The 26,529-nt window shown below is 36.3% G+C and carries 28 protein-coding genes; 15 read left to right on the top strand and 13 right to left on the bottom strand.

The genetic code is table 11. The features are described 5' to 3' along the window. Positions 1-18 precede the first annotated feature (18 nt). Complete coding sequence (locus ACQWU4_RS04280; protein ID WP_429934523.1) at positions 19-705, bottom strand: aspartate/glutamate racemase family protein; 687 nt, start codon at positions 703-705, stop codon at positions 19-21. Between the two features lie 12 nt (positions 706-717). Next, complete coding sequence (locus ACQWU4_RS04275; protein WP_429934522.1) at positions 718-1,818, bottom strand: alkene reductase; 1,101 nt, start codon at positions 1,816-1,818, stop codon at positions 718-720. A 77-nt stretch (positions 1,819-1,895) separates the two neighbouring features. On the opposite strand from ACQWU4_RS04275, the gene ACQWU4_RS04270 reads away from it, so the two are divergent. The 9 genes from ACQWU4_RS04270 to ACQWU4_RS04230 all read left to right on the top strand — a co-directional run bounded on the left by ACQWU4_RS04270 (position 1,896) and on the right by ACQWU4_RS04230 (position 14,325). Next, the gene (locus ACQWU4_RS04270) at positions 1,896-2,753 is read left to right on the top strand and encodes an AraC family transcriptional regulator (RefSeq protein WP_429934521.1); all 858 of its coding nucleotides are present in this window, start codon (positions 1,896-1,898) and stop codon (positions 2,751-2,753) included. 140 nt (positions 2,754-2,893) lie between these two features. After that, positions 2,894-3,889 carry an alpha/beta hydrolase gene (locus tag ACQWU4_RS04265; protein WP_429934520.1) on the top strand — a complete coding sequence of 332 codons (996 nt, stop codon included), beginning with the start codon at positions 2,894-2,896 and terminating at the stop codon, positions 3,887-3,889. A 28-nt stretch (positions 3,890-3,917) separates the two neighbouring features. Beyond that, entirely contained in the window at positions 3,918-5,051 is a 1,134-nt protein-coding gene (locus ACQWU4_RS04260) for an alpha/beta hydrolase-fold protein (protein ID WP_429934519.1), read from the top strand. Positions 5,052-5,113: 62 nt separating this feature from the next. Then, positions 5,114-5,989, top strand: a complete 876-nt coding sequence (locus ACQWU4_RS04255) for a helix-turn-helix transcriptional regulator (protein WP_429934518.1) — start codon at positions 5,114-5,116, stop codon at positions 5,987-5,989. A 228-nt stretch (positions 5,990-6,217) separates the two neighbouring features. Beyond that, positions 6,218-7,744, top strand: coding sequence for a long-chain-fatty-acid--CoA ligase (locus ACQWU4_RS04250; protein WP_429934517.1), 1,527 nt, complete (start codon positions 6,218-6,220; stop codon positions 7,742-7,744). Between the two features lies 1 nt (position 7,745). Then, a complete protein-coding gene (locus ACQWU4_RS04245) occupies positions 7,746-8,624 on the top strand; it encodes a prolyl oligopeptidase family serine peptidase (protein WP_429934516.1) in 879 nt (292 codons plus the stop codon). Positions 8,625-8,635: 11 nt separating this feature from the next. Beyond that, complete coding sequence (locus tag ACQWU4_RS04240) at positions 8,636-11,296, top strand: TonB-dependent receptor (RefSeq protein ID WP_429934515.1); 2,661 nt, start codon at positions 8,636-8,638, stop codon at positions 11,294-11,296. A 4-nt stretch (positions 11,297-11,300) separates the two neighbouring features. Continuing rightward, the gene (locus tag ACQWU4_RS04235; protein WP_429934514.1) at positions 11,301-12,482 is read left to right on the top strand and encodes an alpha/beta hydrolase; all 1,182 of its coding nucleotides are present in this window, start codon (positions 11,301-11,303) and stop codon (positions 12,480-12,482) included. A gap of 337 nt (positions 12,483-12,819) precedes the next feature. After that, the gene (locus ACQWU4_RS04230; protein WP_429934513.1) at positions 12,820-14,325 is read left to right on the top strand and encodes an adenosine kinase; all 1,506 of its coding nucleotides are present in this window, start codon (positions 12,820-12,822) and stop codon (positions 14,323-14,325) included. 269 nt (positions 14,326-14,594) lie between these two features. Here the strand turns inward: ACQWU4_RS04230 and ACQWU4_RS04225 are convergent, their stop codons facing one another. After that, on the bottom strand, positions 14,595-14,921 hold the full coding sequence (locus ACQWU4_RS04225) for a helix-turn-helix domain-containing protein (RefSeq protein WP_429934512.1): 327 nt from the start codon (positions 14,919-14,921) through the stop codon (positions 14,595-14,597). A 32-nt stretch (positions 14,922-14,953) separates the two neighbouring features. Further along, entirely contained in the window at positions 14,954-15,814 is an 861-nt protein-coding gene (locus ACQWU4_RS04220) for a hypothetical protein (protein ID WP_429934511.1), read from the bottom strand. 369 nt (positions 15,815-16,183) lie between these two features. Here ACQWU4_RS04220 and ACQWU4_RS04215 point away from each other — a divergent pair, with 369 nt between their 5' ends. The 3 genes from ACQWU4_RS04215 to ACQWU4_RS04205 all read left to right on the top strand — a co-directional run bounded on the left by ACQWU4_RS04215 (position 16,184) and on the right by ACQWU4_RS04205 (position 18,165). Then, complete coding sequence (locus ACQWU4_RS04215) at positions 16,184-16,912, top strand: hypothetical protein (protein WP_429934510.1); 729 nt, start codon at positions 16,184-16,186, stop codon at positions 16,910-16,912. Positions 16,913-16,922: 10 nt separating this feature from the next. Beyond that, positions 16,923-17,645 (top strand): helix-turn-helix transcriptional regulator, encoded by a 723-nt coding sequence (locus ACQWU4_RS04210; protein ID WP_429934509.1) that lies wholly within the window; start codon positions 16,923-16,925, stop codon positions 17,643-17,645. Positions 17,646-17,754: 109 nt separating this feature from the next. Next, positions 17,755-18,165, top strand: a complete 411-nt coding sequence (locus ACQWU4_RS04205) for a 5-fold beta-flower protein (RefSeq protein WP_429934508.1) — start codon at positions 17,755-17,757, stop codon at positions 18,163-18,165. 40 nt (positions 18,166-18,205) lie between these two features. Here ACQWU4_RS04205 and ACQWU4_RS04200 read toward each other — a convergent pair whose 3' ends face one another. The 3 genes from ACQWU4_RS04200 to ACQWU4_RS04190 all read right to left on the bottom strand — a co-directional run bounded on the left by ACQWU4_RS04200 (position 18,206) and on the right by ACQWU4_RS04190 (position 20,156). Then, on the bottom strand, positions 18,206-18,880 hold the full coding sequence (locus ACQWU4_RS04200) for a hypothetical protein (protein ID WP_429934507.1): 675 nt from the start codon (positions 18,878-18,880) through the stop codon (positions 18,206-18,208). A 490-nt stretch (positions 18,881-19,370) separates the two neighbouring features. Then, positions 19,371-19,838 (bottom strand): hypothetical protein, encoded by a 468-nt coding sequence (locus ACQWU4_RS04195; RefSeq protein WP_429934506.1) that lies wholly within the window; start codon positions 19,836-19,838, stop codon positions 19,371-19,373. Positions 19,839-20,009: 171 nt separating this feature from the next. After that, positions 20,010-20,156 (bottom strand): hypothetical protein, encoded by a 147-nt coding sequence (locus tag ACQWU4_RS04190; protein WP_429934505.1) that lies wholly within the window; start codon positions 20,154-20,156, stop codon positions 20,010-20,012. A 112-nt stretch (positions 20,157-20,268) separates the two neighbouring features. Between ACQWU4_RS04190 and ACQWU4_RS04185 the strand changes: the two genes are divergently transcribed. After that, a complete protein-coding gene (locus ACQWU4_RS04185; RefSeq protein WP_429934504.1) occupies positions 20,269-21,099 on the top strand; it encodes a hypothetical protein in 831 nt (276 codons plus the stop codon). Positions 21,100-21,184: 85 nt separating this feature from the next. Here ACQWU4_RS04185 and ACQWU4_RS04180 read toward each other — a convergent pair whose 3' ends face one another. The 4 genes from ACQWU4_RS04180 to ACQWU4_RS04165 form a co-directional block, all read right to left on the bottom strand. Then, entirely contained in the window at positions 21,185-21,565 is a 381-nt protein-coding gene (locus ACQWU4_RS04180) for a hypothetical protein (RefSeq protein ID WP_429934503.1), read from the bottom strand. Positions 21,566-21,618: 53 nt separating this feature from the next. Then, positions 21,619-22,605, bottom strand: coding sequence for a kinase (locus ACQWU4_RS04175; protein ID WP_429934502.1), 987 nt, complete (start codon positions 22,603-22,605; stop codon positions 21,619-21,621). Between the two features lie 151 nt (positions 22,606-22,756). After that, positions 22,757-23,005 carry a helix-turn-helix transcriptional regulator gene (locus ACQWU4_RS04170; RefSeq protein ID WP_429934501.1) on the bottom strand — a complete coding sequence of 83 codons (249 nt, stop codon included), beginning with the start codon at positions 23,003-23,005 and terminating at the stop codon, positions 22,757-22,759. A gap of 313 nt (positions 23,006-23,318) precedes the next feature. Continuing rightward, on the bottom strand, positions 23,319-23,534 hold the full coding sequence (locus ACQWU4_RS04165; protein ID WP_429934500.1) for a hypothetical protein: 216 nt from the start codon (positions 23,532-23,534) through the stop codon (positions 23,319-23,321). Here ACQWU4_RS04165 and ACQWU4_RS04160 point away from each other — a divergent pair. Continuing rightward, positions 23,533-24,093, top strand: coding sequence for a hypothetical protein (locus ACQWU4_RS04160; RefSeq protein WP_429934499.1), 561 nt, complete (start codon positions 23,533-23,535; stop codon positions 24,091-24,093). The two genes, ACQWU4_RS04165 and ACQWU4_RS04160, sit on opposite strands and share 2 nt — an antisense overlap. 539 nt (positions 24,094-24,632) lie before the next feature. Here the strand turns inward: ACQWU4_RS04160 and ACQWU4_RS04155 are convergent. Then, entirely contained in the window at positions 24,633-24,803 is a 171-nt protein-coding gene (locus ACQWU4_RS04155; RefSeq protein ID WP_429934498.1) for a hypothetical protein, read from the bottom strand. 174 nt (positions 24,804-24,977) lie between these two features. Between ACQWU4_RS04155 and ACQWU4_RS04150 the strand changes: the two genes are divergently transcribed. Then, a complete protein-coding gene (locus ACQWU4_RS04150) occupies positions 24,978-25,361 on the top strand; it encodes a hypothetical protein (RefSeq protein ID WP_429934497.1) in 384 nt (127 codons plus the stop codon). Between the two features lie 193 nt (positions 25,362-25,554). On the opposite strand, the gene ACQWU4_RS04145 is transcribed toward ACQWU4_RS04150, so the two are convergent. Further along, positions 25,555-26,466: an alpha/beta hydrolase gene (locus tag ACQWU4_RS04145; protein ID WP_429934496.1), complete on the bottom strand. Its 912-nt coding sequence runs from the start codon at positions 26,464-26,466 to the stop codon at positions 25,555-25,557. Positions 26,467-26,529 lie beyond the last annotated feature (63 nt).

Here is a 26,529-nt window from a genome sequence, read left to right as displayed (position 1 = left end):
TAATTTCAAGTATCTGCATTATTTTAAAGAAAGAGCAGAAGCTACAGCTCTTGCCGAGTGGATTGCTGTAGTATCAAAAACAGGTACTTTTACATCCGGTTGTTTAATCAGCAATGGAATTTCCGTACAGCCCAGTACAATTCCCTGTGCTCCCTGATCTATAAGCTCCTCGATAATAGTTAGAAAAGCTTCTTTTGTTTCGCTATTTATGATTTCTTTTTCTAATTCGTAATTGATGATATGTTGTATAAAATCTCTTGTTTCCTGTTTTTCAGGTATTATAGATTGAATACCTTCCTGAGCCAGTTTATTCCTGTAAAAATCCATTTCCATGGTGAATTTTGTACCGAGTAGCCCTACTTTTTCAAGTCCTTTCTCATGTATTGCATCAGCGGTTGCAGAAATAATATTGATAATTGGCAATGATATTTCACCTTGTAACCTGTCAGCTAAATAATGAGCGGTATTGGCTCCTAAAATAATGAGTTCTGCCCCGCTTTTTTCCAGATTTTTGCAGGCATTCAGCAGAATAAAATAAATTTCTTTCCAGTCCTTGCTGATAATTTCCTCAAAATTTAAAGAATAAATAATGCATTCGGCAGAATTTAAATTCCCTGAAACGTCATTGATCCCTTTATTGATAAGCCGGTAATATTCCATTGTGGATACCCAGGTCATTCCGCCCACTATTCCAATTTTTTTCATTTTTATTGTATTTTATGATTTTAAACAAGCCTGAAATGATAGTTTAGGATAATCAATATACCCTTCATCTCCGCCATGATAAAAAGTTTCTTCATCCCAATCTGCCTGTGGAAGATCATTTTTTATGCGTTCCACCAGATCAGGATTTGAAATATATAGTTTGCCAAAAGCTACCAGATCCACAAGTCCGGTCTGTAGAATGTCTTCTGCTGTTTCTGGGGTAAAGCCGCCTGCAATCATAATGATATTTTTAAAACGCTGTCTGGCATTCTCTAAAAAGCTTACTGGAATTGAAGGTTTCCCGTTGGTTACTGCATTGGAAAAGTGAATGTATAAAATATCCAGCTTCTGAAGTTCATCAAGAATATATTCATGTGTTGCCGATTCTTCAGGATAAGGTTTCAAATCATAAATTTTGCGGAAAGGAGACAATCTTATTCCTACTTTGTTTTTGCCAACTGCTGCGATAACTGCCTGCATAACTTCAAGTAGAAAACGGGTTCTGTTTTCAATGCTTCCGCCATATTCATCTGTTCTGATGTTACTGGCAGGATTGATAAACTGATCGATCAGGAAACCATGTGCTGCATGAATTTCAACACCGTCAAATCCTGCTTCCATTGCATTGATTGCTGCCTGCTTGAAAGCCATTATCCAAACCGGAACGTCTTCTGTATTTATAGCTACCGGTATTGTCATGCTTTGATAGCTATTATCGGGAATACGGATAGTTTCATTCACAGGTATGGGCGATGGTGCTACTAATGGCTCGTTATTTTGAATGGCCGGATGCCCGACACGACCAGCCTGTACCAATTGGGCAAATATCTTTCCCCCTTTTGCATGTACTCCTTCAACTACTTTTTTCCATGCCAATTTTTGTTCTTCATTATATATTCCAGGTGTATTCATATAGGCACCGCCATTGGAAGAAACAGCGAGGTTATCTGAGATTAATAATCCCGCGCCGGCTCTTTGCTCATAATAGGTGAGCATGGATGCTGACGGTACTCCCTTAACAGCTCTCCGGCGGTTCATTGGGGCCATTACAATTCTGTTGGAAAGAGAAAGATTTTTGCTGATAAACGGAGTGGTTAATTTTTTCTGTGACATCTTTTTTTAACAAAATTAGTATGAACCAACAGGATAAAACAGGAATATCGAGCGGTTTTTTTTGTACATTTCGGGTAATGAAAAACAGACATTTACATAAACCTTTAGACATATTTGTATCAGATATGGATCACTGGCACGAACGTCCTCTGATCTATCAGTTCTTTGAAATTGTACAGATCATAGATGGTGAAGGGATAAGAATTGTTAATGAAAACAAATTTTCATATAGTAAAGGAAGTATCTTTTTATTTACTCCGTTAGACTGCAGGGGTTTCGAGAGTACTACAAATACACGTTATTGTTCCATCCGGTTTTCAGAAGTTTTTCTTGAGCAGTACAAAACCAAACATGAAAAAGAAAAAGTTATTGAATGGTTAAAACAACTGGAAGCCATTTTTACCCATCACAACCGCTTTGAGCAGGTATTGATTAAAGATCAGCAGGATTGTGATATGATTGCTTCGTTAATTCAAAATATGATCACAGAGTATAATAATAAGCCTTCCTATTTTGATGAAAATCTGCAGCATCTGATAATCCTTGTTTTAAATATCATTTCCCGTAACGTCAATCCCCAGCAGGTTGTATCAGATGCAACAATGGATGAACCTTTGATTAATAAGATACTGGTTTATCTGCATCAGCACATACACTGTCCTAAAAATTTAAGAATAAAGCATCTTGCGGAACAATTTAACCTGTCTGCAAATTATATAGGGGAATATTTTAAAAATCTCACCGGAAGCAGTTTACACTGTTATCTCACTCAGTATAAAATGAACATTGTTGAGCAGCGGCTGCTCTATAGTGAATATTCGATAGGACAGATTGCAGACGATTTAGGTTTTTCTGATGAAAGCCATTTAAGCAGGCAGTTCAAAAAACATAAAGGAATAACGGCAGCCGCTTTCCGGAAGCAGTTCAAGAACTAAATCCCAAATTAATCGTCATCGAATCCGGAAGGCCAACCATAAAAATTTCTTTTCCGTATCACAAAATTTCCTTTTCGTATCATCCCGATGTTAAACATACTATTAATTTTGAGAGAATAGAACCTTTCACTATATAAATTATGAAAAAATACCTCTTATTCTTATTATATTTTCTGATTCCGGGCGTATTACCCGCACAGCAGTATCATTCACTTGCCCTTCCGGAAGCAGAAAAAAGATTGCTGCCCCAGTTTGGCCCTATGATCAATAATCCCATTAAGGATATTACGTTTGAAGAAGTGAAAAAAGAACGCAAAGCTCAGGCAGAAATGCCCTGGCCTGAGTTGAAAAACAAAGACAGCCTTGATGTGGTTCAATCTAAGATCCCGGGTCTCAATGCAAAAGATCCGGAGATCCCTGTAACGATTTATAAACCTAAAAATGCGAAGAATCTTCCTATATTTCTTTGGTTTCATGGTGGTGGTTTCGTTTATGGAACTCCAAAATGGGATCACCAGAAGTGTGCGGATTACGCCCTGAGAGGAAATGCTGTCATTATCAATGTAGATTATCGTTTCGCTCCGGAAAACCCTTTTCCAGCAGCCCTTCATGATGCTTATGCTTCCTTGCTGTGGGCCAGCAAAAATGCAGAGAAGATTGGCGGAAATCCAAAGCTCATTGCAGTGGGAGGGGAAAGCGCCGGAGCCGGGATATCCGGCAGCTTGGCACAATATACAAGAGATTTGAAAGGCCCGAAAATCAGTTTGGAAGTTCTGGAAATTCCTCCCGGCGATTTCGGGATGGATTATCCGTCTGTTATAGAATTTAAAAGAGTTCCAGGTCTTAAAAGCGATGATTTCCAGGTTTTAAAAGACTTTTATATAGGAAAAAACGGAAATTCAAAAGAAAAATATGTGCTGCCGGGAAATATTAAAGATGTTTCAAACCTTCCGCCAACTGTAATTTTTGTAGCCGGAGCAGATCCTTTGCGGGACAGCGGAATAGCTTATGCAGACCGCCTGATAAAAGCAGGTATTTTTACGGAACTGCACGTTTTTGCTGGCTATGCCCACGGAATGCCGCTTCCCGAGAGTATGGAGACCACAATAAGACTCATGAAACAGTTTCTTAAATAATTACGAAAGTCTTTATATTTAAATTAAAATGATGCAGTACTCACAAACAATATCTTTAATTCTCGTTTTATTTTCATCTGTCTTATTTTCCCAGACGTATAAGACTTCTTCAACAGTTTTACCCGGAAAAGAGTTTCCGAAAATAAATTCAGAGAGAAAAGCAGAATTTCATGTTTATTTTCCGGATGCAAAATCTGTAACCTTAGATGGTGGGGATGGAATGAAAAGTATAAAATCCTCTGTTTCCAAAGATAAGAATGGCTTCTGGAATATCTCCACTACACCTATGGAAATAGGTTTTCATTACTATTGGTTTAATGTGGATGGACAGCGTACAAACGATCCCAATACACAGCTGTATTTTGGGTACAGCCAGCCAACCAGTGGAATTGAAATTCCTTCCGGGGAAGATTTTTTCATAGAAAAAAATGTAAAACACGGAAAAATTATCAATGACAGTCTGAATTCGAAAATAACACAGGGTAAACGGAACTTTAAAGTATATCTTCCACCAGGTTACGGGCCTAAAAAGCTGCCTGTTTTATATCTGTATCATGGAACCGGAGAAGATATTACAGGCTGGGAAAAACAGGGTTATATTCTTCATATCCTTGATAATCTTTTCGCAGAAAAAAAAGCTCACGAAATGATTGTAGTGATGGATTATGGAGTTGCACTGAATCCTGAGCAGGAAAAAATGCCGGACAATTATCCCAGAACTGTTCTGTCTTCCAAAAATCTTGACAAAATTGTTACTCAGGAGCTGATTCCCTATATTGAAAAGAAATATAAAACTTCTGATAAGAAAGCTATTGCAGGACTTTCCCGAGGCAGTTATCAGGCTATGCTGATAGGAGTTTCCCACCCGGAGATATTTTCAGCAATCGGAGCATTCAGCCCGGTGATTTATGAAGGAACTGAAGCTGAACCTTTTAAAGAACTTCCCATAGAAAATTTACTGAAATCTAAGAAAAAACCTTATTTCTTTATTGGAATCGGGGAAAAAGAAGATGTATTGTTTTTTAAGTTTAATGAAGTATTGACGAATTTTTTAAACCGGAATAATTATCCTTATTTTGAATATAAGTCCCCGGAAACCCGCCACGAATGGCTTACCTGGAGAAGATCTCTTTATCAGTTCACACAGAAGATCTTTAAGTGAAAATTATGATATTTGTCATGTTTTAGAATTTTATTAACTTACACCTACTAAATTACCGTTTTATGGAATTACTCCTTCCTTATCTGGAGCCGGATGGTTTTAAACAAGGTCTAATCCAGGATTACAGATTTTGTGAAAAAGATTTTCTGAACTCTACAGTTCTGGAGATGCCGGAGGATTTAGGAGATGGGAAGTTGATTCTTTTCAATAAAAGGAATTTTCATTTTTTCCGTGGAAAATGGAACTTTCAGGAAGAAACCATTTTTCATTCACCCCATAAAGTAGGGGATAACGGAATGATGGATTTCCGGATCAATAAAGAAGGGAAAATCAGCAGTAATTTCATTAACAACGAAAAAGAATTTGAACACAATACTACTGATATTGACGGTGTGAGAATTTTTGTTCCGAAAAGTATTTTTCCAAAAGATAACGGGCTGCTGAAAGAGAAGCTGGAAAATGCACAGCGCAATTATCTGAGCCAGGAAAAGCTCAAAACCATTTTTGATACTCCGTTTGATGATGCTTCATGCAGTATCATCCTCGAAAGCAGGATTCTGGAATTCCTAAGCTACTGGATTCATTACCTGCTTTCTGATGAAAAAACATTTGAACACAAAAAAGCATTCGAAGACAAAATAAAACTGGCGAAAGATTTTGTAGATACCAATGCATTCCAGAGTCTGGCCATCAGAGAAATAAGCCGTTACTGCGGGCTCAACAGCAGCGATCTGAAAAAAGGATTTAAAGATTACACTCAATTTCCTATTCACCAGTACATTATAAAAACCAGAATGGAAACAGCAAGAGCTATGCTTCTGGAAACCGAAAAATCGGTAGGAGAAATCAGTGATTTTATTGGTTATAATAACCGAGGGCACTTTTCCCAGCTTTATTTCCGTTATTTTGGCAAGCTTCCTTCCGAAGAACGTTTGTAAACTTAAACACTTTTATATAGAATTCGGTGAATGTTAGTTATACTGATATTTACAGAGGATTATATTTTTATACACCTGGAAAAAATTTCTTTTTCGTATCACGGAATTTCCTTTTCGTGTCAGCATCTGTTCAGCATATTATTAATTTGGAGTTAAGATTAGTTCATATGAAATTTCCTTTAAACAAGGCAGTTTTCATATCAACATTAACTTAATATGAACAAAACTATGCTGAACTTATCAATTTTGTTGGAAGAAAGTGCCAGAAGAGACCCTGAAAGACCGGCTTTAACTATTGGTGAAACTACTATCAATTATAAAGTTTTCCATGAGAAAGTTTGTCAGGCAGCCAATGCTTTTACAAAAAAAGGAATCGGTTATGGGGATAAGATTGCTTTACTCTGTCCTAATATTCCCCAGTTCCCGATTATTTTTTTCGGAATATTAAAAACCGGAGCAGCAGTCGTTCCACTTAGTATTTTTCTTAAGCCTGAAGAGATCTCTTATCAGCTTTCCGATTCTGAAAGTAAAATGTTTCTGTGTTTTGCCGGAACTCCGGAAATGCCTGTAGGAAGATTTGGAAAAGAAGGCTTTGATAGCAGTGAGACATGCAGGGATTTTATCAGCATAGGAAATATAGCAGAAGATATTCAGAATTTTGATGATTTAATTGAAAATGAAGAAACAGACTTTGAATCTTATATTACCTCATCAGAAGATACGGCTGTCATTATTTATACTTCAGGAACTACAGGAAAGCCAAAAGGAGCGGAACTTTCACACATTAATCTTTTTACGAACGCAGAAGCCAGCACAACTATAATTGCGTCTGCTGAATTTGAAGCCCAGCTTGTAGTTTTACCGTTATTTCACATTTTTGGTTTAACGGTAATGATGCTTGCAGGAATCCGGAAATCACTTCATCTTGTCCTCCTTTCAAAATTTGATGCAAAAGCAGTTTACCGGCTTATTCCTCATTTTAATATCAGAATTTTTGCAGGGGTTCCCTCCATGTACTGGGCGCTTCTGAATGAAGAAAATACTGAAGAAAATATGAGCAGCATTAAAAAACTGCGAATCTGTATTTCCGGTGGAGCTTCTCTTCCTGTAAAAATCATTGATGAGTTCGAAAGCCGTTTCGGAGTTCCGATTATCGAAGGTTACGGAATGTCTGAAGGCTCTCCTGTAGTGACATTCAATCAATTAAAAATAGGCAGGAAGCCAGGTTCTATCGGAACTCCGATCTGGGGTGTTGAGGTAAAGATTGTAGATGACCGCTGTAAGGAACTCCCGGCAGGTGAAAAAGGAGAGCTGATCTATCGTGGTCCCAATGTGATGAAATCTTATTACAGAAAGCCTAAAGAAACTGAAGAAGTGCTGAGAAACGGATGGATGTTTTCCGGGGATATTGCAGTAAAGGATGAAGACGGTTTTTTCTTCATTGTTGACCGTAAAAAGGAAATGATCATCAGGGGCGGAATGAATGTTTATCCGCGTGAAGTAGAAGAAGTGATGATGAGGAATCCTGATATTTCTATGGTTGCCATTATCGGAGTCGAAGATGAAAAACTGGGTGAAGAGATTAAAGCATTTGTAGTGAGAAAAAAAGAAAGCATGGTGACTGAAGAAGAGATCAAACTATGGACAAAAGAAAGAATTGCCAGATACAAATATCCGAGAATCGTAGAATTTATTGATGAAATGCCTTTAAGCGCAACAGGAAAAATACTTAAAAAGAACTTAAAAACTAACTGAAATGAATTATTTTAAAATTGCAGTCCTGTCCATTGGATTATTGGCAGTAAGCTGCTCAGTACAAAAGACAGAAAGTCCCCACACGGTTTCTGTAAGTCTGAAAGAAGAAAAACTCACCGACATAAAATATGGTTCACATGAAAGAAATGTGATGGACATTTATCTTCCGGCCAATAGAAATCCTAAAACCGCATTTCTTGTTAATATTCACGGAGGAGCATGGACGCAGGGGAATAGAAAGTACGATGGTAAAATTTCAGAATATCTTCTTTCACAGGGAATTGCTGTAGCCAATCTGGATTACCGTTATGCAAATTTTACAGATACTCATCTTCCGGAGCTTCTGGATGATATCGATCAGGTGGTAAAATATCTTTCTGCCCATGCTCAGGAATGGAATACAAGGAAAAATGGCTTTTCAATTTCAGGAGGAAGTTCCGGGGCTCATGTTTCGATGATGTATGCCTACACAAAAAATCCTCAGATCAAAACCATAGTGGAAATGTGCGGCCCTGTAGATTTTACGGATGTTCAGACGTTACAATATGTGAAAGCAGCTAATCTTTTTGATGTTCTGGATAAAATGTCGGGAAATAAAGCAGTCTGGAATCCCGGCGATGCAATCCCGGAAGCTTATGCCAAAACCAGTCCAGTAAAATTTGTCAATCAGATTCCCATTATGATTATTCATGGTGATAAAGATGAGGTGGTTCCCGTTCAGCAGGCTTCTATCCTTGAAAAAGCCCTGAAAGCAAAAGGTGTTGAATACAAGCTGGTAATAGTTCCGGGAGCAGGGCATCTTATTACAAAACTACCGGAAGATGAGCAGGCTGTGTTCAGTAATGTGGCAGAATGGCTTAAAAAATATGGCACAAATTAATGATTATATATATGAAGACTAAACTTATAAATACAAAAATCACTGTTGCAATAGTTTTTCTGGCAGCATCTTCCAATATGATAGCACAGAAAAAAGAAGCTGATACAGCAAAAACAAAAGATATTGATGAAGTGATCATGACCGGGGTGTTTGATAAAAGGACAAGAATGAATGCTCCTATTGCCATCTCTGTTCTGAAAAGTGATGTCATTGAAAAGCAGGTTCCAAACAGTGCTGCAGACCTGCTTAAAAATGTTCCCGGTGTATATGTCAATTCATCATTGGGAGAGATCAGGAATAATGTAAGCTCAAGAGGAATAAGTGCCGGATCTTCAGATGGAACATTTGCTTATGAATACATATCTATGCAGGAAGATGGATTACCGGTGACCAATACAACCTATTTTAATTACGGACCGGATTTTTTTCTGAGGGCAGATGCCACCATTTCCCAAATTGATGCCGTGAGAGGAGGGCCTGCTTCTATTACTGCAGCCAACGCACCGGGTGGAATCTTCAACTATATCTCCAAAACGGGCGGAAACAAATTCGGAGGAGAAATTCGGGCAAAATATGGTATTCAGGGTGCTGATAATTCCGGATATCATAGAATTGATGCCAATTTTGGAGGTCCTTTGGGAAATAACTGGTTTTTTAATATTGGCGGATTTTACCGATACGACTTAGGAGCAAGATATGCCGGATATCCGTTTAATAATGGAGGGCAGGTAAAAGGAAACATTGTTAAAAAATACAGTAAAGGAAGTTTAAAAGTATTCCTAAAATACCTTGATGACAAAAATGGCTATGCCCAATTGATTCCTACAAGGAACTATACAGATCCTGAACCGGCAGAAGGCTTCAGCAGCAGCTCATCTTTACTGATTCCGAAATTACAGTATAATTCTCCGGATTTTATTCACGGAGGTAATATAGATTATAATTCAGGCCGTCTGGTCAGTAATAAATACCGTTCCGTAGGATTAAACTGGGATCACAACCTGGGAAATGAATGGAAGCTGTTCTTAGCCAGTAAATATGCTGATAATGATGTGGTACAGAACAGTGTGGGGAACTCTTTTCTCACATCGCTGGATGATATGACGTCTTATTTTCTGATTGGAGGGCTGGGAGTTGGGACATATTCTTTTAAGGATGCTCTTACAGGGCAGGAGCTTGCAAGTGTGAATTCTGCTTTGGGAGCCGGAGGGCTGCCTGTTTATCAGATAACCAAGAATCAGTTGCCGGGACAGTCTATTCAGAATAATTCATTTTTAATGTCTGCGCTTAATTTTTATGAAAATAAAGTGAAAGAATCAATGAACCAGCTGACCATCAATAAAAAATGGAATAATATGAATTTCTCCTTTGGAGGGTATTATGGTTATTCTGATGTATGGCGTTTTTCAGGTATTAACGGAATCGGGCTTACAACTTTAGAGAACAGGCCGAGAATGATGACACTGAGCTTAACGGGTGTTACTACTTTAGATTTTACAAAACCGGGTGTTTATCAGCTTACTAATGATGATGGCTTTGCACAGGCGGCAGGCAGTACGGGAGATTTGCTGGAATTCAAAGCTAAACAGCAGCAGGGAGCCGTGTTTTTCGGGCATACCTGGGATATAACGGATCACCTGACTCTGGACTGGGGAATACGGTATGAAAAAGTATGGATCAAAGGAGATAATACCAGAACATACCTGTTTTCGGATAAAAACGGAGGAACGGATGGCAGTATTTACACTCTGTACAATAATAATGCATTAACAAAGCTTACCAATGTTGTCTATAGCAGACAGCTGGAAAACTTTTCCTATTCGGCAGCGGTAAATTATAAATTCAATAATAATATTGCCATATATGCCAGATATTCCAAAGGCAGCAAATCTCCGGATCTTGATATGTTCTTTGCCGCCAACAGGCCGGAAACCATAGATTTACTCGATCCTCAATCCAGGAAAACCCAGCAGGTAGAAATGGGGTTTAAGGCTAAAACAACTTATTTTGATGCTTTTGTAACGCCTTTTTACAGTTTGCTGAGCAATGTTCCTTACAGTTTTATGGCAGATGACGGGAAGGGTGGGTTTTATACAACTCCGGCATTATATAATAAAAATGAAACCTATGGTATTGAATTGGAAACCAATATCAGACCTGCCGATAATTTCAGTATCAGAGCGGTGCTTACGTTACAGGACCCGAAAGTTAAGGAAGGGTATTTATGGAATCTGGGAAGCGCACCCGGTCCGTCTGATGATACCGTATTTTCATATTCAGGAACCAATATTGCCTATACACCAAAGATTATGGCCAATATAACGCCCAATCTGAAAATAGGTAAAGCATTCGGATTTGTAACCTGGAGCTATATGGGTAGAAGGGAAGGGAGCAATACCAATGTTTATAAACTGCCGGGATTTTCTCAGTTCGACCTTGGAATAGGGTATAATTTAAATGAAAACCTCAGCATGCTTGTTAATGTGAACAATGTATTTAATAAATACGGGGTGATGAGCTACCAGAGACCGGGAACTCTTCAGCAGCAGCTCGCCGGCTTCGAAAACTTTACTCAAGCGGAATATACATCTGCGGTGGCCAACAATACTCCTTATTTCACAATTGCCATTCCTCCGACTTCCGGATATATTACGGTAACCTATAAATTTTAATACAATGAAAAAGCTTTTAAATATCTTCTTTGCAGTTTTGCTCTTCATTATTCTGGTATTATTGGTTATTCCCATGATTTCAGTGTATCTGAAAGCGCCAATGCTTCTGAGTGGTTACAGCAGTTCGTTTGCCATGCAGTTCAATTCCCAGTTTGTTGTTTTGAGTCTGGTATTGGTCGTTATCTGTTTCCTTTTCTATCGGTATGGGAAATATTGGAGAAAATTATTGAGAGTTAATTTAATCCTTTCGGTTCTTTTTTTCATTGCACAGATTTTTTTCACTGCGGTTCTTTTTTCCACGGCTAAAAAATATGATACCAAAGTTTCATTTTTTCAGGGATTAAAAAGTTATGAAGAGCCGGTAAAACCTACAGAAACTTATTCTTATCTTACTATTTATAATGAGGAACAGCATATAGATGTTTTCCGTCCGGAAACAAAATCTTCAGTACCTGCAATTCCCGTTATCCTTGTTCATGGCGGTGCTTTTATTGAGGGAAACAGAACTCAGGTTGGTTATGCAGCCAACTGGTTTAAAGATCATGGGTATGCAGTTTTTTCCATTGATTACCCTCTGGGAAAAGAAAACCGCCACAATTGGGAATCTGCTGTTAATTCTGTAGTGACTTCAATGGGATTTATTGTGAAAAATTCAAAAAAATTCAATGTTGATCCGAACAAAATAGTTCTGGTAGGCGGTTCTGCGGGAGCGGCTTTGGTAATGCAGGCCGATTTAGGATTGAGAAAAGGTTTTGCCAAATCTTACGATTCTCTGCAGCCTCCGGTTCCGGCAGGAGTTATTGCTATTTATCCGCCCGTTAGTTTATCTGAAATCTGGCAGAAAATAGATGAGAAAAAGAATATTGACCTCAAAGATGCGGCAAGAAAATATCTTGGAGGTTCACCTGCTGAATTTCCGAAGCGTTATGCACAGCTGAACTTAATAGATCAGCTTTCCAAAGGAATTTCTCCTACATTTATTATTGCCGGAGAAATAGATCATGTTGTAAATGTAGAAGCTACAAGAAAATTTGCGAAAAAAACAGCAGAATTGAAGCTTCCTGTTTCCTATGTTGAAATTCCTTATGGTGAGCACGTTTTTGATGCTAATTCCAATTCCATTGCCGGACAGATTGAATGGAATAAGATAGGAGAGTTTTTAAAGAATAATCATCTGGAAAACTAATAGTTGTATATTGAAAATAACTGAAATAATAGTTTGAAAAGCATTGTAATGATAATATACAATGCTTTTTTTGAGCCCGTTATATTGTTCTGAACCTTTTGTGAAAGATATTGATAAGATTTTAAAGGAGAAAATGACCAATATTGGGGCGGAATTTGGTACTTACTATTTTTTAGAGCTTTACAAATTTTAATGAAAAAAATAAAGACTTTGAATTCCGATATATCTTGACAGAATTGCGTGGTATGCATTAACTTTGTAGTTTTATTAAAACTTTTTATCAGAATTGTTTTAATGATAACTGCATAATCTATGCAAAACAAGTTCCCATATTAATATGAAAAGATATCTTACTTATATTTTGCTTCTTGGATTTCCTTTTTTGGGAGTTCAGAATAAAATGGCCGGACAATCCACCTATGCTCAGGACTGGAAATTATCCGGACAGAAGAATGAAGCTCTTGCTTTTGATGCGGATATAAAATTATCGGATGCGGAAATGTCGCTGGATAAAAAACTATTTCAGTTGAGAAAACAGGTCCTTACCGAAGCAGAAACACAAAAAATATCCCTGTTCAACAGTTCTTTTAATGAATTAAAACCTCTGATTGAAACCAGCAGATTATTTAAAATTATCCAGACGATGCCGAAAGGAGGTTTGCTGCACAGCCACAGCGGAGGTTTGGCAGATGTAAAATGGGTGATTTCGGCGGCAAGAAAATATAAGGAATGCTATGTTTACGATCAGAAGGATAATGGCCAATATATTTACGGGCAGCTGGCTTTTTTTGCCAAGGAAAATGTTCCGGAAGGATTTGTGAGCCTGGATAAGAAACTGGCTTCGGATGCCGGTTTTGAAAAAGAGCTGCAGGATCTTCTTACCTTAAAACAGGATAAGCTCTGTACCTATACGGATTACTGGGTGGAGTTTGAGAAACGTTTCAAGCGCATCAATCTCCTGCTGCCTTACCGCTCTTTCTTCAAAGAATATTATTTGAAGGGTTTTCAGGATCTAGCTAAAGATCATGTACAGCATGTGGAAATCAGGTTCATATTTGATGAGCTTTACGATTTTCAGTATGGAAAATATCCTTTAAAAACTTCAATCACTGATCTGCAGGATGTTGTTAAAGAGATCCGTCAATCGAATCCGCAGTTCAGTTTGAAACTGATCTATTCCAGTTTTAAATTTCTGGACCCGGAAAGTGTAGAAAAACAGCTTGAAACAGCTTTTGAGCTCAAGAAAGAATTTCCGGACATGATTTCGGGTTTTGATCTTGTGGCGGATGAGGCTGCCGGAAACAGCATTTATTCTTTTCAGAAAGACTGGATGAAGCTGAATGAGCTTTCTAAAAAATATGGCGTAGAAATGCCACTTTTCCTTCATGCAGGCGAAAGCAATTCTGTATTCAATAAAAATATTCTGGATATTTCTTTACTGAATAACCAGCGGATAGGACATGGGCTTAACCTGATCTATTTCCCTGCTACTATGGAAGAGATCAGAAAACAGGGCAAATTGGTTGAAGTAAGTCCGATCAGTAACCAGATTCTGGGTTATGTAAGTGATCTGAGAAATCATCCTGCAAGGGTTTTGCTGAGCAACGGCGTGCAGTGTTCCATTAACAGCGACGATCCGTCAGTGTATGGGTATGAAGGCCTCAGCTATGATTTCTGGATGGCTTTTATGTACTGGGAGCTGGATGTGAAAGCACTTAAAAAGCTTGTCTTTAACTCTGTTAATTATTCTTCTTTGAATAAAGACCAGAAAAAGGAAGCCATTGTGTATCTGAATAAGCAGTGGAATGATTTTGTTCAAAAGGGAAATAAAACTTTAAACTAAAATCTCTGTTTATATTTTGCAGATAAAGAACAGCATCATTGGGTAGTGATGCTGTTTGTTTTTAATAATTCCGGAAAATTTAAAAACTAACGGGAAAAAATATATGTTTCAACGGCAATTGCAGATATGTTGAACAGGTATCTGATTTTCTTCTACTATTTCTTTTTATTCCAATATGGATGTAGTTTTCTGTCATTGTGTTTTTAAGTTTTAAAAACCTTCCTGCGTGGGCAGGAAGGTGATAAATAAGGTACAAATAAATAATAAGCCTAGATGTTTATGATATAATTTTTTTTCCACTTACTCACAGTATTTCTACTTATGTGGTATTTTTTTGCCAGAGTACTATTGTTTAGGTTATGAATTTTCTGCTCCTTTAAAAACTGCAGAATTGTAGCTTCATCATAGCATCTGAGCTTTTGATTCTCAATATGATGTTTACAAGGTGCAGTGCCGAATAATTCTTTTTCCAGTGTTAGAATATCTTTTACGGTTTTCAGGTTTTGGATCTTTTGTTTCAGCTTTTCAGTAAGAAGTTCTTCTTTTCCTTTATATTTTACAATATCAAGATATATTTTAGTATAGTTAGGAGGCATATTTTATTGATTTTAATATCCGGATAGAAGCTCTAATTTATTTTTCTTGCCAATAAAATATTTAAAAGAAAGGTTCCTGCCCAGTTAGTTCCGTTCCCGTTAATTTCACTTCGGGTTACACTTACTGTAAGACGTGTTTTACCTGTTGAGTTGTCTATTGAAATAAAGTTGGAAGTATATACATCCGGATAGCTGGTGTTATTTCCTACCGTTAGTATTGGGAATAAGTTGGTCAAAGTAAATGGTGTTCCCTGGTATTCATATACAATTACTTCTTTTGCATTGGTAATGGCTATTGAGGTACCGCTTCCGGAAGTGACGGCATTGGTAGAGCTTTTTTGAATTACAAACCAGTCCGTAGTATCATAAGTTGTCACGGCATGATTACTGAAATCGGAAGCAAAAGCATTATGAGGCGGGATTTTGGCTTGTCCGCCATATATTTCTACGTTGGTCAGACTGGGCATTGCTACATAGGATAAGTCCCATACGGGATTTGCTCCTGTTTTATTATTACATACTACTTCTATATAAGCTCCGGCCGGTATTACAAATGTTGATACATTTACGGATGTTGGTCTTAATGTAGCTCCGGCTGCCGGTGCCAAAGTTACGGATTGAGTAGATATGTTTTTTATGCGATACATTCTCCCTGAAAAAGAAATTCCTGTTACAGCAGGAAGGGTAATGGTCTGGCTGGCTGTAGTACCGCTGAAAGTAACATAATAGTCAGTATTATTAAGAGTTGTGCTGCTGGTAATTTCTCTGTATCCGGCTTCAAATGATCCTTCCACACTGAGAGTTGAACCGGGTTGTGGAGTGTTTATACCTACTTGTGCGAACAGAATGACACCAAAGAATAAATGCAATAATAGCAACGATTTCTTTTTCATAATTTAATGTTTTAACGCTACGAAATTATAAAATGTGGAAAAAAATACATTTTTTATTGCGTTATAATGTTACGCACAACTATACTCATTTATACGCAAAATACTGTAATATTTTGATAATCATGTGTTTATTTGTTGTTGTTCATGCTTCTTATTCTATGAATTTTTAGATAAAACCTGATTCTGATTAAGAATAAGTTGAAATTTCAAAATCCTGTTTTAATTTTTAAGAAAGTTTTATACAACTTATATCTGTTAAATAGGTGAAATACATGCTATAAGGATGACATTTTTTAATATCAAATTAATTTGTTTATTTAAAATAGATGTAATATTTTGCCTGCTTTAAAAAAAACACACTAATACTTAATGAAATCTGTTAATCTGCTAATATTATTATGCTCTACTTTATTTTTTGCTCAAAAAGACAAAAAAAGTATTGATAGTTTATATGCAATTATTAATAATAAAGATGCTTTTGCAAAATATGGAGAGGAAGAGCTTCTGAGACTTTGCACGGAGCTATACTACCACTCAAAGGAATCCGGAAATGAGCCGGGGCAACTGAATGCTTTAACCAAAATGGTCAGAATATACAGTGAGGCAGATAATCAGGGTGAGGTGCTGAAAAGAATGCCGGAAGCACTTGCTATGGCAGAAAAGCTTGAGGATTATGGCCAAAAAAGTGCCTTGTTAAATTATGAAGGGAGGGCATTTATAAAATTAGGTTTTTATGATAGAGCCAAAACAATAATAGATGACGGATTAAGAACTGCCAACAAGATACCGGACAGTGATACGAAATATATTTGGCGTTCACAGCTTTATGGAGCTACTGCAAGATGTATTGAAGATTCTAGTATAGATGTAGCCCAACACAAACAATCTTTGTTTTATTCTGTTCAGAAAGCATACAATGAAGCCAAAAAAATAGGCATTAAAAATCCTGAAAGAAACCGTTTTCTTGGTGAGCGTGCAAGGATATTAGGCTCAATAAATATTGCTTTTCTTCAAATGAAAGAAGGAAAGCAATATTTATTGAGCCGAAGTATTATTGCTGAAACAATCAGATCCAAGACTTTTGGCGCCTTTATATAGATTTCGTGGAATGATGTTGTACCATACGCCTGGTGCTGATCGTTTTCAGAATGCTATGACCTATTATGATAAAGCTATAGATATTGCTGAAAAGTATAACATGAAATATGAACTGTATTGTCTTTATATTGCAAAAGAGGGGCTTTTCAGTGATGTAAAAGATCATGAAAACCAGGTAAAGTGGGAAGCGAAATTCAGGTCTATGAAAAGTGATCTGGAGGCAGAAAATAAAAAGAGTTTTCCTTATGCTTATAAAATGGTGATTTCATCTCAAAACAATAATCAGTCATTAATAGGTAAATGGGGGATTATTTTCCTTTTGGCGGGTATTCTGGGAATAATATTGCTGTTTCTGGTGACCAGAGCCAGTAATAAGCCAAAAACTGAAGCAGAGGCAAAGAGAAATCCGAAAAATAGCAGTCATTCCCCGTCTGTTAATTCTGAGAATATTAATCATCTTCTGGATCTTGTTCAGAATAATGATTCCTCTTTTTATTTTAAATTTTTAGAAACATTTCCAAATTTTACCCAAAAGCTTTTAAATATAAATCCCAAGCTGACGGCTTACGATTTGGAATTCTGCGCATTAGTAAAGCTGAATTTTAATAATAAAGAAATTGCGCGCTTTACCAATACCACCATACGGTCTGTAGACAGCAAAAAATACAGATTGCGAAAAAAATTAAACCTCTCTACGGAGGAAAATATCTATGTTTGGATGCTTAATTTATGAAGGTTTTCAAAGGATATTTTGTTTGAAATAAGATCTCCTAAGCAAAGGACTTTCTATAAATCCGTACTTTACATTACCTGTTTTTCAGGAGCATAAAAACTTAAAAACCATGAAAAAAATTCTATTCATCTGTTTCTTTTTATTGAATCTTTCCATTGTATGTGCGCAGACTATAGAATCGGGAAACAGGAGTACAACAGGCTACATCAAACCGGACGGAACCATTGAGAACAGCAGTCGTTCAACAGTAGGGTATATCAAGTCTGATGGAACAATCGAGGATAAAAGCCGTTCCACAATCGGGTACATCAAAAGTGACGGCACCATAGAAGATAAAAGCCGTTCTACCGTGGGGTATGTAAAAGAAGACGGCACGATAGAAAACAGCAGCCGTTCCACCATTGGGTACATCAAAGACGATGGAACCGTGGAAAACAGCAGCCGTAGTACTATTGGCTATGCTAAAGGCATCAGAAAAGAGTGGGCGGCGGTAGTGTATTTCTTTTTCAAGCTGGATTGATCATTTGTATTGTTGCTTGTCCGGAACAGGGATTTTTAAATTAATAATATTCAAATTCTCTTTCTATTTTTTGTTTTAGGGTTCCATGATCATCCGCCAGTTCTTCATAAACAGGATTTTCATGCTGGTCGAGCTTTACATTCTGATAAATAAGCTTGGACTTTTTTTGCTTAATGACATCTTCAAGAAGCGTTTCTTTTTGGGGAGTATAGGTGTAAAGAATGATGCTGTTAACTGGTGTTTCAAAAAAAATTCCGGTTTCTTCTGTTTTGATGAGACGGTTGTTTTTGTCGAAATAAAATAGTTTGGTCAGTGATATATTGCGAAAAGGAGTTTCTGAAACTCTTTTGTACAGAGAATCAGAAATTTTTTCAAAATAGCCGGTTGTTTCTATTTTCTTATTTCCGGGGTTGAAGGCTTCGAAATATCGTTTGGCTTTGTCCTTTGAATTGTAGGTGATTATTTTATTGAGCGATCTTTTATGAGAAGGTTCGCTTTCCACAGCGTTATAGTATTCTATTTTCGTGAGAAAACCTTCTTTGTCAAAATAAGAAATACTTTTATCAATATCTTGATTTGAGAAAGTGGTGATCTCCGTAATTTTTTTAGGGTACCCTGTATAGTTAGAAAATTTCAGATCATTAATGACTGAATTTTCCTGACTGCTTACAAGAACATATAATAGAATAGACAGATAACTAAGTTTTGTTTTCATGCTTTAAGTGCTGTGGCTAACATTCAAATATAGACAACTCTTCCCAATATTGGAACAATTAACGGTTTTTCAATGATTTTGTGTGGTTAATGATCTCCAGGATATGTCTGCACCCCGTTCATAACCGCCTTAAGGGAATATGAAAGGGTCAGTACGTCTTCAATAAAGGCCTGAAGCCCATTTTATAAGCCTCCGGACACCGTTTTGCAACCGGTTTTACCCCCTTGGGTAAGGGGGTATCGGTAGTTCTTTAAGGGATGTTGGCAGTTGGGAAACTCCTTCCGGACGGTTGGAGAAATACCCGGGGACCCTTTGAAAGGGCCTGCAGGCTTTGTATGGGGTTTTTTGTGAATCTCGCGGATGTTTTTGTTCAGGTTGTTTTTATTATGGTCCTGCATGGGAGCAGGGTATCTGAACCTTTTGAGCGAAAGAGGTCATGAAATTTCTAAGAATAGAAATCTTTTCTATAAGTACCGGAAAGTTTTAAAAATTAGCGGACAAGAAGATAGACTCCAACACCAATAGCAGCATAAGCCACAACAGTAATAATATCTGCTATGGGTTGCGAAAAGCGTTTTTCCGCAATTTTCTCACCATTGATCTGGTTCTTATGGAATTTCAGCGTTTTTTTAGGATTATGTACCGGGTGTACAACCAGGCTGTCGTTTTCCCATTTGTCGACTATTACTTTATAGCTTCTGCCATCTACGTCTATTTTCACATTTTTACCGGCGGCAAGCTTCTCCTGAATATTTACCGGAGCAGGCATTGGCTGTGGGTTCAGGGATTCTGCTGCTGCACTTTTCATTTGGGTGGCAGTATTGTTACCGGCCATGGCAGCATTTTTTTTAGATTCCTGCTTATTGTTGGTTGCCGGATCTGCTGTTTTTTTTACCTGATAAGTATAGCAACTGGTAAGAGAACATAATATAATGATGAAATAAAGATTCTTTCGCATGAGCCAAATTTAAGAATTAAACGGAATATTTGGTGTTTTCTTTTGAAAGATGGTGATTTTTTAAATGCCATAAACAAATTATTATAAGTGTTACCATCTTCCGTAAAAGAAAAATCCCAGCAGTGCTGAGATTTTAAAATTACCGGTGATAATTCTTGGATCGGTTATCGATCATTTTGAATCTCCGGGTTTGTGTTTGTGAGGTTTTAGCTCCGGATGCTTTGGTTTTGTTTCTGGTGTTACTCTTCTCCTTTTGTCAGGAGTTCCGTCAGCCTTATCAGGTTTTGGACCAGGCTTAATTGCTTTAATTGTTTCCATAATAAAATTTATTTAACATACTAAATTTAAGGTAAGTTAAACTTTTCACATTACGGAAAACCACAATTGATATATTATAATCTTCTTATTTTTATATATAAATAACTTAATAATGATGCTAACACTAATTAATATCTCATTTGGTATTGGTGAATTTTTTTCAACGACATTTTTAATCTTAATTATTTTGTCTTTCTGCGTATATCTCTACAGAGTTTCTAAATATAAAAAATATCAGAAATCTAAATATGCAATTTCATGTCTTTCAATCATGTTAACTTTGCATTTAGTAGTGTTTCCTTTTTTGTACACCTTAATGCTTAAAAATGATCCAGCTAGTTTTGAATTTAAAACTGCTATTCATGATAGTAGAAAACGAGTGGTGTTTAATGAATGGCTTGATGACTCTAAAAATATTCCTTATGAGATTAAATATCTTGAAAATATTAAACTTTCAAATTATACTATCCTAAACAGGCAATTAAAACAACTAAAACAATTAAATTTTACTGAGAGTAATATAATATTTACGGATTATAAGATTAATATGCCTAGTAAAAATTTTGATTTTACTGCAACTATTTATATTTTTGATAGAAAAGGTATTTTAAAAAAGGAATTGTATCAGGTAGGAAGGCAGGTTGAATTAGATTCTACGAAATTTGGAAGTGTAATATCCGAAGATATTAATAACCTTAAAAATGAATTGAATTATTACAAAGTTAAAAAAGTCGAATTAGACAAAAATAATTTTTGGACTTTTGCAACACTACTTCCATACAGCATATCTTCAATATTCACAGGAAATATGTCTCCATTAACACCAATGGCTAATATACTTTACACTTTTCATTATATCATAATTTACTGTATTGGAATAGGTGTTTTCCTTCATTTTTTAATTATAAACCTGGAGTTAATAATTAGAAACCGAAAATCTTAATTCTTTTAGCTATGATTATTGAAAATGTTATGTTTGAAATACAATCTCCGAAGTTGGAAGACTTCGGAGAGAGGAAAATAAGAGATTAACTATTTTGTTCTTTCTCTTCTTTTTCTATTTTCTTAATGACTATTTCTACTAAATTTTTATATATATCATTCGTCTCTGTTTTAAATTCTTCTAGTATCTTTTGAGCGGTACTATATGTTTCTGCTAAAAACGGACCTTCAAAATTGGAAATATTGTGCCCCATAAAAAAAAGTCGAGGTTGAGTTAAGATCACAGATTGAGAAAATTTGCTGTCACGCAAATTTATAAACTCTCTAATTTCATAAAGGCATTCAGGAGTTTCATTAAAATAATGCTTTATATGCTCAGAAATTTCGTCAATTAATTCTTGTTTTTCAATTTTAAAAGGAGCAATATAAGACTCTATTAATTCAATTTTCTTTTGTTTAATGTCCATAATAAGTTATTTGTATTTTAGTACTTTTTAAGTGATATAGATGCTAAATAAAATTATCTCAATTTTTTATCTATCAAAGCAAGGTATTTCATGCCACTCTGATCAAAAATATTCTCGGACTTTTCTATTTTCAATGCAGAATAGACTGCATTCGCAAATCCTGGTAGACCCCAGATCATTGATTTTAAACTGCCTGTGGCAACAATGCCTTGTGTTGCGGCAATCAACCCACAAATAGATCCAAAAATGATGTTTCCTACATTACTTTCGTTCATTTTAGCCGTCAATTCACCTTTTCTTATTATTAATTCTCTGATGTTTTCATTAAATAAATCCGTTCCTTCTTTAATATGTGGATTAAGAACCAAAAGCTCTACTTTATTTTTAAATGCAGCAAGTAATTCTCCATTTTTTTCTTTAAATCGTAACATCTTATCCAATTTGATTTCTTGAGGAAAAGGTATTAAACTTTCTAAAATAGTTTCTCTCTTCTGCTGATTTTTGAGATTTTTAATGGTATAAAACCTTGGCTTTAAACTATCAGTTGTAGGAATTCTATTAGTTTTAGCGCCAATTATAGTAGCAATATATTTCATTAATTGATCTGCTGTTTTAGTCTCAACTGAATACCAATTTCCTTCTTCCCTAATAGCAAGTCCTAAACTTTCAAGGCTGTAAAAAACTTCATCATCAAATTTATCAGAATGTATCTGTGCTGAAAATTTTTGGGAATGCACTAAATTACGCCGAAGATTACTAAATCTATTTTGTGCTTTTTCAAGTGAATTTTTGTGCTTTTCAATCTCTGTTATAAATGGCTTTGTTACCGCCCAAGGATTGTCAAATACATCTATTGGATTTACAGGAATAACCAAAGACATACGGACTAGTTCCATCATGAATGAATCATAATTGCGTTCAGGGTCCCATATATATTCTTGGGGCACAATAGCAGCTATATCATTATAATAGAGTAATGTTCTAATAGTCCAATCATTATTAGGAATATTTATATACGGATAATATAAAATGTTACTCATAGTTTTAGTTTATTAATAAATTAAAATTTGGTAATAATTGTAAATAGGTTTTTATATTCCAATTATTTCTAAAAATAGGAAAGTATCTCAAAATTTTCAATCCGTATTTTCACGGAATTTTGACATAAAAAATCCTAACTCTCGTCAGGATTTATTTGAATAAAGGATCATTAAAAAATTCTTGTAATGTGATTTTTAAGAGTGTACAAACCTTATTTATAGTATATATTGTAACTCCTCGTTCACTTTCAAAACTTTCCCATCTGTTTACTTGTTGTCTATCAATATCATGAAGTTTGGCGAAATCACTTTGATTTAATCCAGTAGACTTTCTCAGATCAATTAATCTTTGAGTTATCTTATTTCTAAGTTCAATATCGTCTTTGTTAAGGCTGCTCATTTAACAATTTTAGAATATTTGATAAAAACTTTTGTAATCCATTTGGTTTACATTGTGATTTTTATATATATTTGGAAAAGATTACTTATTAAAGTAATTTTGCGATACTTCAAAAAATATTAGAAGCTATTGCTTAGAATCTCGCCCGAAAACTGGTAATTTTTAACACACGAGACGATAAGCAGGAAGCTCACGACCTAGGCGTGGGCTCTCTTATCTGTGTGTAAGGTATACCAGTACCTCAGGGCGGATATTGTAGAGTTCCATGCCGTTTTACTTTCATGCTGTTCTGTTTTTCTACAATCATCTTTTTCTATGCCGCTTCACTACATAAAGTATCATGATACGGTACAATGGAGTGTACAATCCATTGCGGCTTCAGGGCTTTCACGGGAAACACAAATTTTATCATATTCATTTGGCTTGTATAGGAAGGAAGTTCAGGCGGGCTTCCTCCTTTACGGCCAGCAAAAAAAGAATATCCCAGAAACAGACAGTATAAGATACCTTTTACAAAATACAAACTCATGAAAAAGAATAAAACAAACCTTACCTCCCGGTTTCGGGCAGGCAGTAAGAAGCGCTCCGGATTACAGCGGATGAAGAACTATTTCCGGTTCAATGATCTGGTGACCTCCAAAGAACGCTTACACAGCATAATGAATTGTGCCATCAACAGGAATAGATGGATCAGGGAAGATCCGTCCGTTATCTTTCACTTTCACCAGTCGGTGCGGTCGTTTATTCGTGCAGGCTATCTTATCATGCTGACGGAAAGAAAAAAGGGCTTCAATACCCCGTTGGAAAATCCGTCTCCGTTGCTTCTCGGCCTGCTTTCGGAGAAAGAATACCAAAATCCTCTGCTGGTATTCAAAAAAGCATTCAGAGAATACAGCATCAAGGAATTTGATTATTTTATGTCCGGGATTGTTTATTTCTCGATGGGAGTTTATGAGCACGTACCGGAAAGGAATATCATAAATCCATACATTCATCTGATCAAAATGCTGGATGCGGCACACATCATCCTTGAAAGAGGAAAGAAAACAGATACGGCGGGCCAATGTGGAGAGAAACAGAAAATGTAAGGGATAATGATTATTATAAAAATGGTCGGGTGTAAGGTTTTGGGAGAATAGGAGGGTGTTTTGTTTGTGCAGTTTGGTTTTAACGCAAAGGTTTATGATGATGTTGTTGTATTTTAAGGGGAGCAAAGGTGGAATCAACAGGGTTGATTCTTTCTAAGTGGGTGTATAGGGAGCATCTCTTGTTCCTATAGTAATGACTTTGGTGTGGTAAAGGAAGCAAATTTTAGAAGAGAAAATCACAAGTTTTAGATAGATAATCTTAATTCAATCAACTTTCAAATATCCGTTTTTCATATATCTCTAATGGTTAAGTTTTTTATTAGCTTTGTCATTTAAGAAGCAATTCAATCTATGAATTTTAAATTATCATTTTTTATTTCCTTTCTTATATATACTATTATGAATTTGAAAAATAGGAAGATTTAAGATAGTCCATATTCCTTAAGCTCTTCGTGGGGAAAGAAATCGGTCTAAATAGTATAAATATACATTGAGGGCTACTGAAAAGCCTCCAATTTAACTGGGAGGCTTTTGAATTTTTACTTTTTATATTGGCCTGGCGCGTAATGCTTAGCTGACTTAGCACCTGTTACTTTTTTAACCTGTCCCGGTGGAAGGCCATGATTTCCATTAGGCTTTAATCTGGGAGCACAAGAAGCGACAAATAATCCAACTAATATAGCTGCTCCAATACTTTTAATTATTTTCATCACATTTTTTTGAGTAATTATATAAAAAACTGTGCCAATTTAATTTAAGCATAAATAATTCCCAATAGCTAAAAACATATACGGATTGTAAACTATAGAAATTTTTATTGCAGGAACAATCTCCAGAAATGGGGCCGTTAATCAGTTTTTGGACATTTGAGCTTATTGGAAATAATGGTTATATTAAGTTTATCAAAAGCTTCTGATAACATCAAGGAATTTGATTATCTTATGTCCGGGATTATCTATTTCTCGATGGGAGTTTATGAGCACGTACCAGAAAGGAATATCATAAATCCATACATTCACCTGATCAAAATGCTGGATGCGGCACACATCATCCTTGAAAGAGGAAAGAAAACAGATACGGCGAGCAGTGTGGAGAGAAACAGAAAATGTAAGGGGAATGATTATTATAAAATGGCCGGGTGCAAATTTTTGGGGAGAATTAGGAGAGTGTTTTGTTTGTGTAGTTTGGTTTTAACGCAAAGGTTTATGATGATGATGTTGTATTTTAAGGGGAGCAAAGGTGGAATCAACGGGGTTGATTCTTTCTAAGCGGGCGCATATGTATGCTGCTTCATCGGCGACTTTGTCGCTTTCTTAGCTTCCTTATTAATAAATGATTGATTTTTATCTTTGCGTTAAAAAAAAGAAAAAACAGATTCAATATTAAAACTCTTGTTGTTTCCATTTTGTATGCTGTTTTAAACAACGAAGTCAGAAATAATCTGACCCGTTGTTATTTTAATTATAGATTTTCCTGGTAAAAAGGGATGAGTTTATTCAATGCAATTTTTACAGGTTCAGGTTTATCATAAAGATCATAATGTGACCAGCCATCAATGACTACTAATTCCTTCTTCTCAGAAGCAGCACGACGAATGATTTCAAATCCATCTCTGTAGGCTCCGAATGCCCCCGGTTTACGTCCCACAATTACGAGTAGCGGTTGGGTAAGTAGTTTTTCAGCGAGATTGTAAGCATCCCAGGTTATGGCTGTAGCATTATGGGAGAATAATGTTTTGTTTACCCCATTAGCGCTTTCACCACGGGAAGTACGGTAATATTCAGTAGCTTCCAGCAGATCAATATCTGCGCCTGATTCTTTAGCCATTTCATAAGTAGGATAAAGACCCTGGTTAACTCTCAAAGCCGCTCCTCTGGCTTCTGCTGTTCTTTGCTCTGCAATAACTTCAAGATTGGCGATCGGATCACCGAATTCACGCATTACACGACCGTAATTAGCTCCGGTTACCGTTGCCACTGCCTTGATACGACGTTCTTTCATCGTGGCGTTAATAGAATAGCCTCCTGCACCACAAATACCCAAAACTCCAATTCTTTTTTCATCTACGAACGGAAGTGTCACCAGATAATCACATGCATAGCTGTAATCTTCTACACGAAATGACGGGTCTTCTAAAAATCTGGGTTCACCACCACTTTCCCCCTGAAAAGAAGCGTCCGGAACCAAGACTACAAATCCTGCATCAGCAAATGCCTGTCCGTATACATTTCCTGAAGTTTGTTCTTTACAGCTTCCAATAGGATGGGTGCTTATGATAGTAGGGTATTTTTTATTTTCATCGAAATCCGGAGGGAATAACAAATCTGCTGCCACATCCCAATACAATGCTTTGAATTTTACTGATTTTTTCATTTTTGGATATTTTATCTTATTAAATGTTTTTTCATTTTGACAAGACAAAGTTAGGCGGGCTAT

Source organism: Chryseobacterium sp. MIQD13 (genome assembly GCF_050496705.1).
Lineage (GTDB): Bacteria > Bacteroidota > Bacteroidia > Flavobacteriales > Weeksellaceae > Chryseobacterium.
Note: the sequence above shows the minus strand (reverse complement) of the source record. Positions and strands in the feature narration are given on the sequence as shown.